At 39.5% G+C, this 17,302-nt stretch carries 16 protein-coding genes; 1 reads left to right on the top strand and 15 read right to left on the bottom strand.

Features of this window, described 5'->3' with window-relative positions:
• From ACXAG7_RS16535 to ACXAG7_RS16585, 11 genes are all read right to left on the bottom strand, one after another.
• Positions 1–714 carry a hypothetical protein gene (locus tag ACXAG7_RS16535; protein WP_476667501.1) on the bottom strand — a complete coding sequence of 238 codons (714 nt, stop codon included), beginning with the start codon at positions 712–714 and terminating at the stop codon, positions 1–3.
• Positions 711–1,811, bottom strand: a complete 1,101-nt coding sequence (locus ACXAG7_RS16540; protein WP_476667502.1) for a cobalt-precorrin-5B (C(1))-methyltransferase — start codon at positions 1,809–1,811, stop codon at positions 711–713. Before ACXAG7_RS16540 ends, ACXAG7_RS16535 begins: the two co-directional genes overlap by 4 nt.
• Positions 1,812–2,552, bottom strand: coding sequence for a precorrin-6A/cobalt-precorrin-6A reductase (locus ACXAG7_RS16545; protein WP_476667503.1), 741 nt, complete (start codon positions 2,550–2,552; stop codon positions 1,812–1,814). It abuts the gene before it with no gap.
• Positions 2,553–4,409, bottom strand: coding sequence for a precorrin-4 C(11)-methyltransferase (gene cobM, locus ACXAG7_RS16550; RefSeq protein ID WP_476667504.1), 1,857 nt, complete (start codon positions 4,407–4,409; stop codon positions 2,553–2,555).
• A 6-nt stretch (positions 4,410–4,415) separates the two neighbouring features.
• A complete protein-coding gene (cbiE, locus tag ACXAG7_RS16555) occupies positions 4,416–5,594 on the bottom strand; it encodes a precorrin-6y C5,15-methyltransferase (decarboxylating) subunit CbiE (RefSeq protein ID WP_476667505.1) in 1,179 nt (392 codons plus the stop codon).
• A complete protein-coding gene (gene bluB, locus ACXAG7_RS16560; RefSeq protein WP_408044665.1) occupies positions 5,591–6,250 on the bottom strand; it encodes a 5,6-dimethylbenzimidazole synthase in 660 nt (219 codons plus the stop codon). The genes cbiE and bluB overlap by 4 nt, the downstream gene beginning before the upstream one ends.
• Positions 6,237–7,613: a precorrin-3B C(17)-methyltransferase gene (gene cobJ / locus ACXAG7_RS16565; protein ID WP_476667506.1), complete on the bottom strand. Its 1,377-nt coding sequence runs from the start codon at positions 7,611–7,613 to the stop codon at positions 6,237–6,239. The genes bluB and cobJ overlap by 14 nt, the downstream gene beginning before the upstream one ends.
• Position 7,614: 1 nt before the next feature.
• Entirely contained in the window at positions 7,615–8,301 is a 687-nt protein-coding gene (gene cobI, locus ACXAG7_RS16570) for a precorrin-2 C(20)-methyltransferase (RefSeq protein ID WP_476667507.1), read from the bottom strand.
• 4 nt (positions 8,302–8,305) lie between these two features.
• On the bottom strand, positions 8,306–8,893 hold the full coding sequence (locus ACXAG7_RS16575) for a cob(I)yrinic acid a,c-diamide adenosyltransferase (protein WP_408044668.1): 588 nt from the start codon (positions 8,891–8,893) through the stop codon (positions 8,306–8,308).
• 48 nt (positions 8,894–8,941) lie between these two features.
• On the bottom strand, positions 8,942–10,024 hold the full coding sequence (gene cobW, locus ACXAG7_RS16580; protein WP_476667508.1) for a cobalamin biosynthesis protein CobW: 1,083 nt from the start codon (positions 10,022–10,024) through the stop codon (positions 8,942–8,944).
• 64 nt (positions 10,025–10,088) lie between these two features.
• Positions 10,089–10,640, bottom strand: coding sequence for a hypothetical protein (locus tag ACXAG7_RS16585; protein WP_476667509.1), 552 nt, complete (start codon positions 10,638–10,640; stop codon positions 10,089–10,091).
• A gap of 1,038 nt (positions 10,641–11,678) precedes the next feature.
• Between ACXAG7_RS16585 and ACXAG7_RS16590 the strand changes: the two genes are divergently transcribed.
• Positions 11,679–11,885: a hypothetical protein gene (locus ACXAG7_RS16590; RefSeq protein ID WP_408044671.1), complete on the top strand. Its 207-nt coding sequence runs from the start codon at positions 11,679–11,681 to the stop codon at positions 11,883–11,885.
• A gap of 1,342 nt (positions 11,886–13,227) precedes the next feature.
• Here ACXAG7_RS16590 and ACXAG7_RS16595 read toward each other — a convergent pair.
• The 4 genes from ACXAG7_RS16595 to ACXAG7_RS16610 form a co-directional block, all read right to left on the bottom strand.
• Complete coding sequence (locus ACXAG7_RS16595) at positions 13,228–13,728, bottom strand: hypothetical protein (protein WP_476667510.1); 501 nt, start codon at positions 13,726–13,728, stop codon at positions 13,228–13,230.
• Positions 13,728–14,711, bottom strand: coding sequence for a hypothetical protein (locus tag ACXAG7_RS16600; RefSeq protein ID WP_476667511.1), 984 nt, complete (start codon positions 14,709–14,711; stop codon positions 13,728–13,730). Before ACXAG7_RS16600 ends, ACXAG7_RS16595 begins: the two co-directional genes overlap by 1 nt.
• A gap of 135 nt (positions 14,712–14,846) precedes the next feature.
• Positions 14,847–16,202, bottom strand: coding sequence for a di-heme oxidoreductase family protein (locus ACXAG7_RS16605; protein WP_476667512.1), 1,356 nt, complete (start codon positions 16,200–16,202; stop codon positions 14,847–14,849).
• A gap of 28 nt (positions 16,203–16,230) precedes the next feature.
• Positions 16,231–17,277 carry an imelysin family protein gene (locus ACXAG7_RS16610; RefSeq protein WP_476667513.1) on the bottom strand — a complete coding sequence of 349 codons (1,047 nt, stop codon included), beginning with the start codon at positions 17,275–17,277 and terminating at the stop codon, positions 16,231–16,233.
• Positions 17,278–17,302 lie beyond the last annotated feature (25 nt).

The raw sequence follows: 17,302 nt of genomic DNA on the forward strand, positions 1-17,302 counted from the left end.
TTAATGGGCTAAAGTTTTGTACAACCACAATACTCCTATGAGTATAGAAATTATTCCAATCATCGCATTTAACCATTTGAAAATAGCTATATTTCTCTCAATAAATCGGCTCATGGTAAAGATGAGCACATAACTGTACACTGCCATGGCTACAATCACACCTACTGATTCGATTACTAGAATCCAAATAGCTTCCGAAATAGTGCTCGCACTTAATATCAATGCAGAAGTCAAGGCTCCTCCCGTTCCCGCTAGTCCGTGTAACATTCCGATCCAAAATGATCGATTAATTGGATTCATCGCGATTTCTTCACCAGATTTACCGTGTAGGTGAATCAAGTTACCAGGGTCGTGCTCGTGTTCTTCAATTTTTTTATGGTCCGTCATAAGCGCTTTTAACTTATGATTTCGTTTAATTGCCACGAGTCCGAGCCATATCATAATCGGACCGACCATAATTTCAGCAAAATACGAGATGTTTTCTATGAACGATAACAGTACGCTGCGGAATAAAAGGGCGATTCCTCCAAAGAGCAACAAGGTCACTGAGTGACCAAAAGCCCATTGGGAAGCAGTGAATACTGTTTTTAGTGTTACCTTCTTCTTTTGGATGGCATTATCCGCGGCTAATACTGATACTGCAGAAATATGATCTGGTTCAAAGGAGTGCAGAATTCCAGCAATTAAGGGTCTTGTTAGGTTTAAAAAGTTCATCGTTTTTTATATAGTATTGTTTGATTGTTATTGTTAATTAGATAAAGTTCGAGCTCTGTATCAGGAGCTAGCATCACACAATTTTGAAAACACTTTTCCAAGAGCTTTTGATAGAAAGGTTCTTCCGGTTCAAATGTAAATAATTCCCGCAATCTACCCGCCATATTAAGGTCTAATACTTTGGTCGCTAGCTCAGTTGAATACCCCGCTTCCACCGCGAGTTGATAAATGAATTCCTTATCCCAACTAGCCTTCGCACTGTGCGTATCGAGCATCCCTTTGGCCAACTTTGCCGCTTTACCCAACATGATCCCCATGAGTACTTTACGCACTTGGGGGTTTTTATTTATTTTTTCGAACGTAGCTCCAATCCAATTACCGTAATGTATACATGCCGTTTCATGGATGGTTGGAAACAGTTGTTTGAGTGCCTTTTCACTTCGTCCTCCAGAATTGATCATTAATAGGTCTTGTCCATTTGCTACGGCCACGTCAATACCTTGATGGATACTCGCAATATATGAGGCTGCCGAAAATGGGGTTACGATTCCGGTAGTTCCAAGTATAGAAATTCCACCGATTATTCCCAGTCGACTATTTAACGTCCGTTTTGCTAGTTTTTCGCCATCTTTGACCGAAATCTTGACAGTAATTCCTCGTTTTTCGTACTGAAAATCGGATTGTATTTTTTGACAAACACCTCGAATCATTTTTCTTGGTACAGGGTTGATAGCAGGCTCTCCGACTGCTATTTCCAAGCCAGGTAAGGTTACCAATCCAACACCTTCACCACGTTCAAAAATGATATCCCCTTGACCATTCCAAGATACTTCAGCGCTAATTGCAGCCTTGTTCGTAACATCTGGGTCATCACCAGCATCTTTAATTACCGTGACTTTTACCGAAGTTGCCAAGCGCTCCACCTTGTGTAAAGTAAAGGAAGCCACCTGCCCTTTGGGCAATACTATGCTTACCTCTGTAAGGTTTTTACCAGTGGCCAGCATCCACAAGGCAGCTTTGGTCGCTGCTGTTGCACAAGCTCCGGTTGTGTATCCAGATCGCAAGGGTCTGTTTGGTATGTCTTGTAATTCGCTCATTTAGTATTCACGCTCGAGTACTTTATCCAACGTAGCTATATCAGTAATTCGGTGTAAGTTTTCGGGTAGCGATGGTTTTTTCAGAATATACATCGGGATTTCTGTCGCAATTGCAGCCTGGATTTTCTGGTCCAAACCGGCATTGATTCCACTCTCTTTGATCAGAATTACGGCCGGGTTAATTTTCCGATATAGTGCAACCTCAGACCTAAAACTCTCAAACCTTCCTAAAATCAGCCGTTCTTTTTGAAAACCAACCTTTACCGCACCATTTAAAGAAGCTGTTCTATTTAATATTCTGAACCAACAAGGAGTGTGTAACCAAAAAGGTTTCAATCTTTTAATGGATTGTACTCCTGTTAGTGCAAGCACACTCGTATATTGTTTTTCGTTAAACAATACTAATGCTTCTTCATAAGAATCAACATACCGTATCAACGGATGCGCTACCCTACTCGAAAACTGTCGTTCAAATCTGATTTTCGGAATTCCTAGCGGTAATTTTGCAAGCATCGTATGCAAGGTCATCGCAAAAGGATGTGCCGCATCAATAATGGTGGTTATCTGCTGTTTCTTACAGAAATCTACCAATTCGATAGCACTAAAAGCACCAGAGCGATAGTTGCCCCTCCCTTGAAAGTCGATCGCTGTTTTCGTACTGTACCAATAGTCCCAACCTCTTTCTTCAAGGTAAGCAGCTACTTGTTTACCTTCTGTCGTTCCTCCGAAAACCAGTATCACTTATTCCGATTTTACTACTTTTTGTTTTTTTCTAAATATATGGTGCCATTGATCGTCGTATAACCACGATCTGTTTTTTCGCGCACCAATAGCCTCTCCTACGACGATTAATACCGTTCTCGTTAACTTATTTTCTTTAATTATCGTTGTTAGCTCCGTTAAATTCCCTGTCCACACCTGTTCATCTTTCCAACTCACTCTGTACAAAACGGCCAAGGGAGTTTCAGGAGGATAGTGTTCTAACAATTCTGCCTGTACTTTTTTCGCTATTCCTGCACTCAAGAAAATACACATCGTCGCACGCAATTTTGCCATATCAACAATCTTTTCATGCTCTGGTGTCGGTGTGTTTCCTTCTCCTCTGGTGAGTACTATTGTTTGTGCCACTTCAGGAATGGTAAATTCGGATTTTAAATACGCCGCTGCCGCTTGGAATGAGGAAATCCCAGGTACTATGAAATAGTCATAGCCTTTAGCATCAAAAAGCGTCATCTGTTCCTGGATGGCTCCATAGATAGATGGATCTCCTGAATGCAAACGAACAATTTTCAACCCTTTTGAATAATAGCTATCCATGATTTCCATTTGTTCTTCCAAGGTCATCGAAGCAGAGTTTCGTACCAAGGCTCCTGGCTTTGCCATGTGGGTAAGTTCTTCGGGCACTAAACTACCGGCATACAATATGCAATCTGCCGCTTCGAGTAGCTTTTGTCCTTTCAGCGTAAGTAGTTCTGGATCTCCCGATCCTGCTCCAACAATGGCTATCGCAGGTTTGCGCATAAAAGCTTCCCCTATGGTCAATGCATAGGTAAATTTTTTACCAGAGGCTGTCAATACCTTTGTTTTTTCGACTAGCCAATCTTCTTGTCCTCCCATTAAGGCAGCTGATGCTTCTGATACGCCCGGAACACCAACTTTTGCCAATACTGTTTCCGATGGGTTGGCAACTGCTACTGTTGTGAGTTCATCTCCTGTATACGTAATAAATGGCAAGTCTCTTTTTTCTGCCCATTCTAAATACGCTTGTTCTTCTGCCTTAATCGCTGCACTTCCAATGGCAAAAATACTCGCTTCTGCTAGCCCTTCTTGCTTGAGTGCTTTGCTGAGTTCCAACTCTAATAACTCGGGTTCTAAATCTTTTGCACAGCCGCTACCTAAGGCCAAACACGGCGGGTAATAAGACCATACGGGAATGTCCGTAGTAATCAACTCATACCCCACGTAGAGCAACAATTCATACTCCGCTGTATTTACGGCATCTACCGTATAGAATACGTCGACAAATTCAGGTACTGATTGCTCCAAAAACGTCGTTCCCTTATCGGTTACCTTTAGTACTAAGGCTGTTTTTTTACGATTTACAAAAGTTGAAATCGCTTGATTTTTAGCTACCGAGCAATGCTCTTTCCATCCAAATTTCGACGCCAGCACATCCAGACTCCACACTCCTTGTAAATCACTCGAAGTTGAAATTACAGGTTGCGCTTGCAGTATACGACTCAATTGTAAGGTCAACTCATTCGCCCCACCAATATGACCACTCAATACCGATTGCACAAACTGCGATTGATCATCAATATTAATCACGGCAGGATCTACTTGTTTATTCTCAAGATACGGTGCAATGCTTCGAACACAAATTCCTAATGCACCGATAAAAATCCATGCATCGAATTTATGAAATTGCTGTGCTAACAGTTCATCCAGACTGTCTATGCGTTTACTATTCTTTGTTTCTTCAATGGCTCTCGTCGAAAACACTTTGCTTCGATACAGCTCTGACTGTAAGGTAAAAGCCAATTCACTTCCTTTGTCTGTAAAGTTTACAATGGCTATTTTACTATTTTTTTCTACCATGTCACATTATTTTTCTGCACTGAGAATACGTATAGTATTGTGAGCATCTACAGTGAGTTCGGTACTTCCTTTTTGAGTTAACCCCAGGAAATTACACGATTTTATAAATTGTTTTTTACTTTCTTCTTTTACTGCATTGATCACGAAGGTAGTTCCGCTGGGAACCAAACGTTCTAATGCAGTCATCAATTCGTTCAATCTTCCGCCGTGTCCTCCGATAAAAATGGTATCTGGAACAGGGAGTTCTGCTATATTGGCTAAAAAGAAATCTCCCATTATCATTTCGATGTCAGGCACGCCAAACTTCTTCATATTCTCCATCATAATTTCTTCGCACTCCATACGCTTTTCAAAAGCTATCACTTTTAGGTGTGGATTCTTTAATTTTGCCTCTATACTTACCGATCCTGTACAAAATCCGATATCCCATAAAACTGTTTTGTTGCATACGTCTAAAAAGTGCAGGCTAGTTAAGCGCACAGGCATTTTGCTAATCATATTCGGTCGACCAGGAAGGCCTTTAAATTCGGATTCTCGAATACCGAAAAACTGCTTTCTTTTAGTCAACTGCCTCAATAGTATACAATTCAGAGTACTCGCCTTGTAGTTACAGAGATCCTCTAGCGAAAATTCCGTTATTTTTTCCTGTTCACTTTCCAAGTCCTCGCCTAGGATTGCTCGGTAATTATCATAGCCATAGGCTAGCATTCGTTTGGCCAACATTGCTGGCGTATTTTTTTGATCGGTCAGTACTCCAAAGAGTTCTTTTTGTTGTAGTAAAGCTACATCAAGTTCTTTCCACGGTCTGCCATGAACGCTTACGACCTCCAAATTATTACAAGTCGTATTGGTTTTATGAGCCAGGACCTGAACAGCGCTGAAATGAGGGAATACCTCCATGACTGCATTGGGATATTTTTTTAGCAGGGTACTTGCCATTCCGTAGAACAGCGGATTTCCTGAGGCAAATACTACTATGGGCTCCTCACAATGTTCATAGGCCCGATACAGTGACTCCATAGGAGCTTGCACGGTAATCCAACGGTGTTTTTCAGGTAAGAATTGGCGGACCAAGCCCAGGTGGCGTTTTCCTCCACTAAAGATCGTATTGGCAGCAATGATACTTTTTATCCTATTGGAAAAAGTCGGTATATTATTGGGAATTCCAACGACTATAAACTTCATGAATACTGGTTGTAAATCACTACCTCTTCAAGTTCTTTTTTGGTATCCCATTTTTTGATTTCCAGTTCGGGCTTCGAATAAAATAGATCGGTATACCCCAAACACAGATACCCAATTAACTCATGATTTTCAGGAGCTTTAAGTACCTTTTTAACCTTGTTAGGATCGAGGATACTCACCCAACCTAAACCGACATTTAAAGAACGTGCCATCAGCCACATATTCTGAATTGCACAAACTACACTAAACCTTCCCATATCGGGCATACTCGTTTGTCCGAGTACTGGTTCGTTTTTAGGGGTATAGAAAACGGCAATATTCAATGGAGCTTCCTCAATACCTTCAAGTTTCAACTGCTGATACGCTTGTTGCTTTTGATCCTTGAACTCCGCAGCTCCTTTTTGGTTTTCTTCCTCAAAGGAAGCCTTAATTGCAGTTTTGACGTGAACATCTTGTATAACAACAAATTCCCAAGGTTGAGAAAATCCCACAGAAGGGGCTGATAATCCTGCTCGTATGATTCGATCAATTGTTTCTTTCTCCAAAGGTTTTGGTAAAAAGCGATTGCCTCGCACATCGCGTCTACTCGTCAAAATTTCTTCGAGTAGTGCTTGCTCTTGCTCAGAAAACAATCGGTCATTTTTAAACTCTTTCATAATTCTCTACCGCTTCAAATTCGTTAATAGTAAAGGCTGCATTTACCAATGCTGCAGCAAAATTGCTTCCTCCACGCTTCTCTTTAATCAACGCAAAAGGAGTATTTTTTAGCATTTTCAATCGCTCTTTTGATTCAATTACATTGATAAAACCAACGGGAGCACCTATAATTCCGACGGGATTGATGGTTCCTTCGTAAGTTTGGTCTACAATTTCAATCAGTGCTGTAGGTGCATTTCCGATTACAAACAATGCTCCTGGATATTGTTCGGCTGCTCGTTTAATTCCGGCTTGCGAACGCGTTAAATTTTCTTCTTTCGCCAAGGCTGTCGTTTCCTCATCATTGAGCAGACAGATCACCTGATTTTTATATTTTCCGGAATATGCCTTTGTGATTCCCGATTGTACCATAGTGACATCCGTAACTATCACGCCTCCATTTTTTAAATATTCGTGCCAAATATCAAAAGCGTCTTTTGAAGCCTCCAAGTACTTGATATACTCAAAGTCACCAGAGGTATGGATACAGCGGATGGCTGCCCAAAGTGTACTTGGCTGTAAATTGTGTGCTGGCAATTGTGATAGTATCTCCTCAAAGCTCGCTTTTTGAATTTCAGCGCCTGTATGTGGTTTTCTATTCAAATAACCACGTGGCGTAAACAAATGATTGCGGTATCTTTGGGTTTGACTATTTCCAATGAGTACTACACTAAACATATCCACCTCCTCTACATTTAATTCTCCCAAGGTTGTGAGTTTGATCGCTTCTTCCGATCGTCCTAGTTGCTTACAAATGGCCACAGGTGTATCGGCAGCGCGGTATTGCAGGTAAATTAACTTTAAGGTTTGCAATTGCCAATAGCGCTTTTTACTTTTAGGATTGTATAAGCCCGTTACAAAATCGCCCATGGCTGCTGCGTGAATTCGCTTTTCAATCACCGTCCAAGGCGTCATCAAATCGGATAGGGAAATACAACAGAAATCATGTCCTAATATGGCCCCCAATTTGCTTCCAGCGGTAATAAATGCAGAAATTCCAGGAACCGTTTCCAAGGGAATATCCAATTCCTGTTCTGCCACTTTTTGATAAACAATAGAAGCCATCGCATAGATACTAGCATCACCAGAACCAATGACCACTACTCGTTCACCGCGAAGTGCATACTCTATAGCAATATCTGCTCTTTTTTCTTCCTCGCTTAACTCTTTTCCGATAGTCAGGGCATCCGGACTTATCAAATGCTCGATAAACTGAAAATAATAATGGTACCCTATGATTACCGTTGCTTCCTCAATAGCTTTGGTTGCCATCGGGATTATATACTCCTTATGTCCAGGACCTAGTCCTACTACTTTTATCATGTTATTTCTTTAAAATTAACAGCGAAAAATACGGTATTTCTCTATCCATCAAATCTCGTATGTCCGTTGTTATAAACTCTTCTGCTGTTCCCAAGCGTTCGGCATAAAACAATTGCCACTGTTGGTGCACCAGCGCTTCATAAAATTCATTCCAATTGGTTTTGACCTTCATCAAAATTAAGGTGTCAAATTTTTCAAAATACTCCTTAATGACCTCTAATGACTTCACTCTCGGGAGCACTCCCACCGTATCGTTTAACAGACTCAAAGGAATTTGATGTTGCGAAGCTGCAAGACTGAATGAATTGACTCCCGGAATCAACTCAATTTCTGTATTTTCGGCCTGTAAATGTGCCAAAATGTAGGAAAACGATGCGTATAAACTCAGATCTCCTTCACAGACGATGACAATTTGCTTGCCTGCCTTTGCCTGAAGTACAATTTCTTGTGCTACCGTTTCGTACACTTTCTTTACCTGCGTACGATCGTCATCCATGTTTAAAAAAAAGCCTCGTAGTACTTCCTCTTTAATTCCGTGATATGTAAGTATCGGCAGCACATAACTTTTACGAACGCCTTTACTTATGGACCCAGGATAATACACTATATCGGCTTCTAGTAGGGCTTTCAGCCCTTTTAATGTCAATAATTCAGGATCACCTGGTCCCAAAGACACGCCTTTCACCATGAACCTATTCCGTTTTTTTCTTTTTTCTTTTGTACAAGAACAACTGCCATTTTTCTTCAGCGACTCCTTCCTTATCCATTTCAGCTCTCGACATGGTAAAAAATAAATCTGACAGGCGATTCACATAGGCCATAATATACTCTTCAACACATTCAGGATCTTCTTCCCAGAGGCTTACCAAATTGCGTTCCCCTCTTCGTATTTGTGTACGACATACATGACAGAGTGCTGAAATTTCATTTCCTCCTGGTAAGATAAAATAATCTGATGGAGAGCTAATTCCCGCCTCCAATTCATCTAACCACGCTTCGCAAAAGCTCGCTCCATCAATAGGTTTAGGATTTGGATTCACTTTTTTAGAATCAGACGGACGCGCCAGATGCGACATCATATCCATCATGTCTTTTTGAATGCGATGTAGATTCGCTTGCCACTCATGAGTTTCTCCGAGTTTTGCTCGGAGTAAGCCTATGGTTGAATTTACTTCATCTAAGGTACCTATACATTCAATTCTCGCCGAATTTTTAGCTGTTCTCTTCCCGCCAAAAACACCGGTTTTACCAGTATCTCCCTTTCTTGTATATATTTTCATCTCACTCTATATTATTTAAAAGACAGCTATTTACACAGCTGTCTTTATCTATACTTCAATACTTAATTTACTTTCTATAGCTTTACTGAGTTCTTCTTCGTGCAAATGCTGCCCGATAATAACTAACTGGGTAGCTTGCTTCTCACCGTCTTTCCACTTTCTATCGAAATAATTTTCGAATCGATGAGCAACGCCTTGTACGATCATTCGCATCGGCTTATTTGCAACCTTAATGATTCCTTTAACTCTATAGATTTGATACTCTTTTACCAAGTCTTCTAATACTGATATGATTTGTTTTGGTGTATGAGGCACCTTTACCTCAATCACTACAGAATTGATATCATCATCGTGGTCATGGTCGTGGTCGTGGTCGTGGTCATGATCATGGTGATGATGGTGGTGATGGTCCTCATGATGAGAGTGTTTCTCTTCGATAAAATCTTCAGCTTTGGCATCCAAACCTAACAACACATCTACCGGAATTGCACCTTTTACTGCTTCCACTACTTTTACAGAAGCTGCAACTTTTCCTGTAATAATTGCTTTCACTTCGTCAAAAGCCTCACGTTCAATCAAATCTGACTTGGTCATTAAAATAAGATCTGCACAAGACAACTGATCCTCGAATAATTCTTCGATTGACGATTCGTGATCCAAACTATCATCTTCAAGGCGTTGCGCTTGCACTTTTGCTCGATCGCAAATTTCACCAGTAGCTTGTCCTACACTGTCAACAACAGTAACCACAGCATCTACGGTAATTTGCGGCTTTAAATCTGGCCAATTAAATGCTCTTACCAAGGGTTTGGGCAGGGCTAATCCTGAAGTTTCAATAATAATGTGATCAATTTGATCTTTTCGTTCCATTAACTGGAGCATGGTAGGAAGAAATTCTTCTTGAACCGTGCAACACAAACATCCGTTGCTCAGTTCTAAAATATTCTCTTCTTCACAACCACAATCATTACCTTTCAAAATTTCTCCATCCATTCCGAGTTCACCAAACTCATTTACGATAATAGCCAATCGTCTTCCATTGGCATTTTTGGCAATTTGATGAATCAACGTGGTTTTTCCCGATCCTAAGAAACCTGTAATAATCGTTACAGGTATTTTTTTTGTTTGCATTTTATAATGTTGTATGTAGGTCTTCATTCCCTCTCGTAAAATGAAACCTGATTGTTATCTCAAATTATTTTTTCGCTTCCGTAAAGGTATCAAATAACAAAAACGCCTTCAATTTGTAATAGTCATGATCGAAATCACTCGGTTCAAAAACCGTTAACATTCTAGAAGCTACCCATTGCGGTGACAGATCCACTTGTTGGGTCATCTCCTTTCGTATGGCTTGTAATTTCTTTAAGGTACTCTTATCGTACAAGGCTTCGTCTTGATAAGCAACCTGCTCACATAGCTGTAAGCCTTTTAAATTTTTCTTTACTCCCATTTCTTTAACATAGGTCAAAAATGACTTTGATGGGTAGTTGATAAAATCTTCTCCTCGTCCTATAATTTTATAAAGCGCTAAGTAACTAGCCCCTTCTTTCGACAGTAATACATTTTCACGAATCAACTGATTTTCATAATCCTCAATTAACTGTTTCATTGCATTCCCTTTATCCTCAAAAGAGTTATAGGTACACTCCATTAATTTGTCTTCAAAAATTTCTTCTTTCTTCGCGTTACTTTTGCAGGCTCCGAAAGCGAGCAATGCGACTAGGGAATACTTAAAAACATTTTTCATGTGAATCATTTTTCTTGGTTAACTATTTATTTACAATTTCAAATATAACCACATATCTAATTCCAAAAAATAAATGCCGTCAAAAATTACCTATAGTACCTCAGTAATGCTTTTCAAATATACCTTACCCTACCTCAGAACACCTGAAGGGAAATTACACTTATTCCTTACCATAAATTAAAATTCACCTAACACCTCATCTTATATCCTACAGTACCTTTAAGCTAACAGTGTTACTGTTTCATTATTAAAAAGGACTTTCCTTTACCACGTGAAAACGTGGTTTTTTTATTCAGGGATTATAGGTAGTACTTCAGGGAAATCAAGTAGCCTCGACATAGGAAATCACGGTATTTGATTTCAAGAAATTCTAAATTACCTTGCTGTTGTTGTAATACTAAGCGTAATTCAAAATCATTTATTATGACAACTGAAAGGTCCTTGTAGGGGAGGACCTTTTTTTTATTCCATTCATCGATAAATACTTGCCTTATAACGATGTTCGGTGTCCGCCGGACTAAAACAATCGAATCCTCCGCACTAAAACTTTACCTTTACCATGCGTTAATGTTTGAAAACAAGCCTTTTGGCTTGTCGAAGAGAGGTGTTGGTAACTACACCTCTTTTCTTTTAAAAAAATTTCCCCTAAAAGGAGTATCAACTACAACTATTGAACTCTTACAAGTATACATCATTAAGAAAGTAGTATAAAATGTTTGGTTTAGCTAAAGAACTTATTCATCCGAATAAGTTCTTTCTTTTTTTCACTCATTACATTAAAACTACCGTTCATCCGTTGATTTCCACCACTCAGCTAATATTATTCGGTTCTTCTCCGAATGACTTCTATATTTGTACACGTATCAGAACAACTTGATACATTTTAAAGAAGTATTCATTTTTTGAAGGGTGTTTGAATACTTCTTTTTTTATTTCTACTCCACAATTCTCCTAAGTCACTATTGGTATAATTCCTTATTGTTTTGTTAACGAATCGTTATTATATTTGTTTACTATACTAAAGAACTCACCTGTCTTATGATTGCCTTTACTGTATTCGAAATACTACACCTCGAAACCATACAGCAGTTAATTCAAGACTTTCCTTATTACAGGAAAGAACTTTTCGAGTTTCATATCACCAAAATAGAATTGGACAGAGTTGAAAAAATCCGAGTTTCTCTTTCGGGTGAAGAGCGCGATGTACTCAATGTACTGAAAGCTATTGAACAAAAACTTGGCTAGTCATATGGCGGGCAGTAAGTATCCCTCCAACTACAATAGTAATTCGCTTATCGACAAAAACCTTCCTCTCAACCACATTTAACCCTAATAAACAAAGAGTTACCTTAATTTCGTAGTGTAATTCTTTACTAAGGAATCGGCTACCTAAGAAAGAATTTTTTGTGTAACTCAAAAATTAATTATCATGAAGGCAATTACTTTAAACCCCAAAAACTTAAATGTAGAACAGTGTCAATACGTAGCTTCTGAATACGCACATCTTTTGACTGAAGAAAATAACTGTGTATATATCTATATGTCGAAAAACGTTCAAAACTCCGTTTTATGTCCAGTTTTCAATTTTCTAAGCATTTCTCCTTCATTGATAAAACTGAGTAAATTTCATTCATTTACCCATATTTTAAAATTCAGTACCTCTTCAATTTTTGACAAAAAGTTACTGTTTATGAAACTAAACCATCTCATGTGCAGTTCCCCAAAGCAGGGTATCTTACTTTGTGACGAATTCCATTTTGTAGAGTGTTAATCCCAAAACCCCTAATAAACACACCCCTATTTTACCCTACCCAACTAATGGTTAACCCTGAGTTTTTTTTCAGGGTTTTTGCGTATTGGATAATTAGACAATTGCTTATACATTTGAAATGAGTTATTATTTGATTTCTTATTATTATAAATTAATTAAATTATTAACACCCTTCTAACAAGAAAAACCTCTGTTTACAGAGGTTTTTTTTATTTTTTTAATAAAATCACTAACAATATTTCAAAGCCACTCAACTTCAAAAACTGACGTTTCAACTAATACTACCTCCTTTTTCCCTGTAGTATCCGTACCTTGCTATCACAGAAAACTACTACTGACAACACTACTTACTCCCCCCTAGTTTTACCAATTAAATTTCAGCGGAGTGAACGTACAACCACAACATAGAAACATACTTCTCAAACATACCTCTAGAGAAGACCATAAAATTCGTTACAAATGGGTAAGTAAGGAAATTGCTTCACTTTTAGTTGCCTCAAGCAGACTAACAGGAGAGTTTTGTTATGCCCCACGATATATTTTTTATTGGTACAAACTACTACAGTTCATCAATAGAAACTAAAAAAAACACTTCCATTAGAGAAGTATTTGCTCGATTTTTTAAAACATTTTGTAAGTACTTTTACTACATTTCGTCTATAGATAATATACCATTCAACTATTTTTCGCGACATGTTTCGCAAATTGGTTGTATTTTTGGTATGATTTTAAAAAATAGAGTTTATCATTTTTTAGAAGTTTGGTTAGTTTTTGAAGAGTAGTTGGCAACAACTACTCTTCTCTTTTTGCCACAGATCACGGTTTTGTACGTATTGGAGAAACCCTCCTTGTAGGAATTTGTACGGTAAACGTCGGGACGCGTTCTGCTTGATGACAATTGTTACAATTGATTCTCATCATTTGGAAATTGGACATAAACAATTGCTTATCACCTTTTTTTACTGCTTTCTTAACCTCCGGAACCACATAGTTAAGAAAGTTATCGGCCGAAGTCCTGCGCTTTGGACGACGTTGCAATCCGAGTACTATGGCTTTCTTTATTTTAGACAGTTGATAATTTGCGTACTCCCAGTTTTCATCCTGGCCTGCCCAATACAATTCCTGGTAACGATATCCTACCTCTACCATTGTTTTATCAAACCCTCTAAATTGACTTTCTATTGTTTTTAACTTTTCCTTTGCCGACCCTTGGATCCACTTACCTTGCACTGGCTGATAGCTAACCTGTTGTTTGCAAGCAAGTAGTACACTCCCTAAAAAACAAACACACACTATCTTAATCATCCTTTTCATCATTACAAACTATTGATATAGGTTTTTACTATCTGAAGTCCTTCCTGATCTACTACTGTAGTTCCTATCCAGGGCATTTCACCACTACTGATTACATTGATTATTTTTGATTTCTTATCCAGGATTCTCGTAGTACCTATTGGTGTGGTATATCTGAAATCGTAACGTTTTCTTGCCGCTTTGGGAAAACCTGCTGGATTGTGGCAATGTGCACAATTCATTTCTAAATACGCTCTACCTCGTTCTTGTATGCTACGTTGCTGGTCGAGATAATTGGGTAAACTCGGAACGCTATGGTGATCGAAATTTGAAAGCAAGCCTTTATTTTGAAAATACAGGAGTTGATTAATGGTTTGACCATTGCGCTGAACTTCCTTATTCATATTAGTTAAGGTTGGTCCTAAGGGCATAACGGATGCCGCAGTTTGATGGCACGTGGTACAGTCTCGTTCAGAAGGCACTTTATAACTCACCGTTCGAGCTTGACCGTTGGCTGTGGTCCAACTAACGGACTTTGTTAGCCCATCTAATTTCAAATGAGCTTCCGTTTGTACATCATTCCACACATAAGTCGCTACATTCCATTGATCTGCAGCTTTTATCAACAAACGTGTTTCAATTAATTGTTTTCCTAGGTTGGGGTCTCGATCGTCTTTGAAGTAGTAAAATGTTTTGACCAAAATAGTTCCATTTGGAAAACTAGGAACCCCATTGTCCAGTTTCGTAATTTCTCCTCCCGGAGGAAGTTTTACCAGTCGCTGCTTTTGAGCGTAATTCACAAACAATGAAGAGGACAGTTCTATGCGTTCGAACCCACTGGTCGGGATCAGGTCTGTGGGATTTCCTCGATAAATATTATAGGCCGCTAGTACCGGTTCAAAATTCACTGTACTGGGTGCTTTTATATAGCCAGGGTCATTAGAACAGCTTATGCTAAACCCTATTAAAAGAGCACAATAGCTCCCTATTTTTCTGATTATTTTCATCTTGTCGTTTTTTGTTCGTACGAAGAACCTATAAACGACGAGCAAACTCAAAAAAAATCTGTCGGCAGCTCTAGATTTTCTGTAAAAAAAAGAGGAGATGTACACATCTCCTCTATCAAAACTAAATAAAAACGGTTATAGTGAATTTACAAATGCTAATAACTCGTCTCTTTCCGTCTTGGAAAGCTTTTTAAAATTTTCTTTTGCCAATCGTCCTTCTCCACCATGCCATAAGATCGCTTCCGTAATATTTCTCGCTCGTCCGTCATGTAAAAAATTCGTATGTCCATTCACTACTTTTGTCAAACCAATCCCCCACAAGGGACGCGTTTTCCATTCTTGACCATCGGCCAAAAAATCAGCTCTGCCATCAGCCAGCCCGGGCCCCATATCGTGAACCAATAAATCGGTATACGGCCAAATAGTTTGATTAGCCAAAGCGCTAATACTCGCTGTCTTGGTTTCTTGCTTTGGCGTGTGACAGGCAGCGCATTGTAATTGATTGAACAAGGTAGCTCCTCGCTGTACCTTCGGATCGGTAAGATTTCTGGCGGCAGGTACTCCTAAAGTCTGACTGTATAAGGTTACCTGTTTTAGAACGAGCGGAGAAATTTCTGGATCATCGGCAAATCCATCCAAAGGACTGTCTTTCGTAAACAATTCATTGGTTACTCCCATATCTTCATGATAGGCTGTTGCTGTTTGCACCCGTAAAGTACTGGTATTGGCCTTCCATCCAAACCTACCGAGCTCTAGGTTGCCAGACTCTGGATTTACCACGTAGTTAGCCTTTCCTGAGATACCATCACCATCACTATCTGACTCATCAACTCTACTCAGAATTGCGGCCTCTGGTATGGCTTCTAACAAGCCCAACCCGAAGACAGGAGGAGCTATTCTAGGTGAAATCTCGATCTGTTGAATGGGTGCGTATTCATTGCGATACGAGAATACAGGTTTTCTCAAAACGACCACAGTACCATCGGCAAAGCGCTCTTCTACAGGTGACCATTGCACCGTATATTCCATTTCTGGCTGAAAACCAATCACAGCTTGATTTTGAGCCTGTGTTCCATAGCCAGGAACAGGCAAAGGTCCTTGGCTTGTCGAATTACCGGCAGAAATACGGTATAAAAGTCCACTCGGCGCCTTTAAACTTGTCGGGAAGGCCGGTCTACCATCTCGAGGATGACAGGCCACACAATTACTATTGTTGAACAAAGGACCCAGTCCAGGGTTTGTAGGTGACCCTGCTGTTACAAAGGTATTCTCAAATTCAGCATCTCCTGCCAGGTGCATTTCTAGATTCACTCCTACCAAATTCGGAGCAGGTGTTTCAAAAGCAAACGACGTCACCGAAAATACGGTTGTTGCTCCTCCCGCCAGTTCGCGCTCACGAATATCCGTAAGTGGTGTATAACTAGTGTCATCAGTTTCGGATGAACAGCTCCAAAAAGTTCCTAAAAGAACTAGGTATATATATTTTTTCACTTCTTGTATTCTTGCGTTTTTAGTTTGCTTATAACTTGTTCACTACGGGCTTCAACTGATTTTCAATAGTATTGAACAAGGTATTTACCTTTGCCTGCGCTGCTTTTACAGATTCTCGATTCGATATAATTGCTTGAGTAAAGGTTCCTGGAATTCGATCTATACTTTGAATAGCCTCTTCTATTTGTTGTTTTATCAGACGATCTAGATTGGTATGGTCACTGCCAATGGCCTCAGAAATTCCTCCGAGGTAAATATTTTTAATACTGATAATGTTATTTACAAAATCGGCCTTAGAGTTATGAGCAAATCTCGATTCTTCCTGATCTGGAGCTGCCTGCCCATTAGCTCCATTCAGAGGTGTTTCAATCTTCGCATTCGCCACCTCATCTGCTATTACTGCAATACCATCAGTAATCTCTTGTAAAACGTTGCGCTGAGAAGCGTAATTAGCAGAAGGTAATTGTAAAAACTGATTGGCAAAATTACCGCTACCTGCTGTCCAGCCGTGGTACAATTTAGCTGTATTTGCTTGTAAATTCTTGGTCGCCGCGTTGAGATATTCAATTTCTCTGGTGGTGAGTTCGGAGGCTTTTTTTGTTCCATCAATCCCCCAAAGTAGGTATTCAATTGTATGGAACCCTTTGGCATTGTTGTTCTGTCCGGCCAAAAAGGTCGCTGTAATCGGCGTGTTTCCGGACAATACTGTATTTAGGAACGTCAAATCTAAGGGCCATGAATCTATTGCTGGATCAATCCCTTCTGTATCTACTGGGCCATACAAAAATCCTTCTGATTGCTCCCAAGGTGAGCGAGTTTCTCTCCAAGCTGTTCTTACGGCTTCTAATGCCGTTGTATTTCCAACCGTTAAAAGGGCTCCTTTTGCAATCAAATTTTGTGCTTTTGTATCCAATTCTTTATACTTTGAAATTATCACAGTATTCGTAATACTCTTAATTGACGTGGAATAATCCTTCTGATTCTCTAATGCTTTACTCGGTGTATCACTGGTACACGCCGTTCCTACAAAAAGACTAAGTAGCGCGACACCTGCGCTTTTTAAAAAAAATTTCATGCTAGTATTCATTTTATCATTCATT

Source organism: Tenacibaculum sp. AWR4_210 (assembly GCF_056160945.1).

Bases quoted from the DNA above. Each gene is read 5' to 3' on its own strand.
- ACXAG7_RS16535 (WP_476667501.1), bottom strand. From the start codon at position 714: ATGAACTTTTTAAACCTAACAAGACCCTTAATTGCTGGAATTCTGCAC.
- ACXAG7_RS16540 (WP_476667502.1), bottom strand. From the start codon at position 1,811: ATGAGCGAATTACAAGACATACCAAACAGACCCTTGCGATCTGGATAC.
- cobM (WP_476667504.1), bottom strand. From the start codon at position 4,409: ATGGTAGAAAAAAATAGTAAAATAGCCATTGTAAACTTTACAGACAAA.
- cbiE (WP_476667505.1), bottom strand. From the start codon at position 5,594: ATGAAGTTTATAGTCGTTGGAATTCCCAATAATATACCGACTTTTTCC.
- bluB (WP_408044665.1), bottom strand. From the start codon at position 6,250: ATGAAAGAGTTTAAAAATGACCGATTGTTTTCTGAGCAAGAGCAAGCA.
- cobJ (WP_476667506.1), bottom strand. From the start codon at position 7,613: ATGATAAAAGTAGTAGGACTAGGTCCTGGACATAAGGAGTATATAATC.
- cobI (WP_476667507.1), bottom strand. From the start codon at position 8,301: ATGGTGAAAGGCGTGTCTTTGGGACCAGGTGATCCTGAATTATTGACA.
- ACXAG7_RS16575 (WP_408044668.1), bottom strand. From the start codon at position 8,893: ATGAAAATATATACAAGAAAGGGAGATACTGGTAAAACCGGTGTTTTT.
- cobW (WP_476667508.1), bottom strand. From the start codon at position 10,024: ATGCAAACAAAAAAAATACCTGTAACGATTATTACAGGTTTCTTAGGA.
- ACXAG7_RS16585 (WP_476667509.1), bottom strand. From the start codon at position 10,640: ATGAAAAATGTTTTTAAGTATTCCCTAGTCGCATTGCTCGCTTTCGGA.
- ACXAG7_RS16590 (WP_408044671.1), top strand. From the start codon at position 11,679: ATGATTGCCTTTACTGTATTCGAAATACTACACCTCGAAACCATACAG.
- ACXAG7_RS16595 (WP_476667510.1), bottom strand. From the start codon at position 13,728: ATGATGAAAAGGATGATTAAGATAGTGTGTGTTTGTTTTTTAGGGAGT.
- ACXAG7_RS16600 (WP_476667511.1), bottom strand. From the start codon at position 14,711: ATGAAAATAATCAGAAAAATAGGGAGCTATTGTGCTCTTTTAATAGGG.
- ACXAG7_RS16610 (WP_476667513.1), bottom strand. From the start codon at position 17,277: ATGAAATTTTTTTTAAAAAGCGCAGGTGTCGCGCTACTTAGTCTTTTT.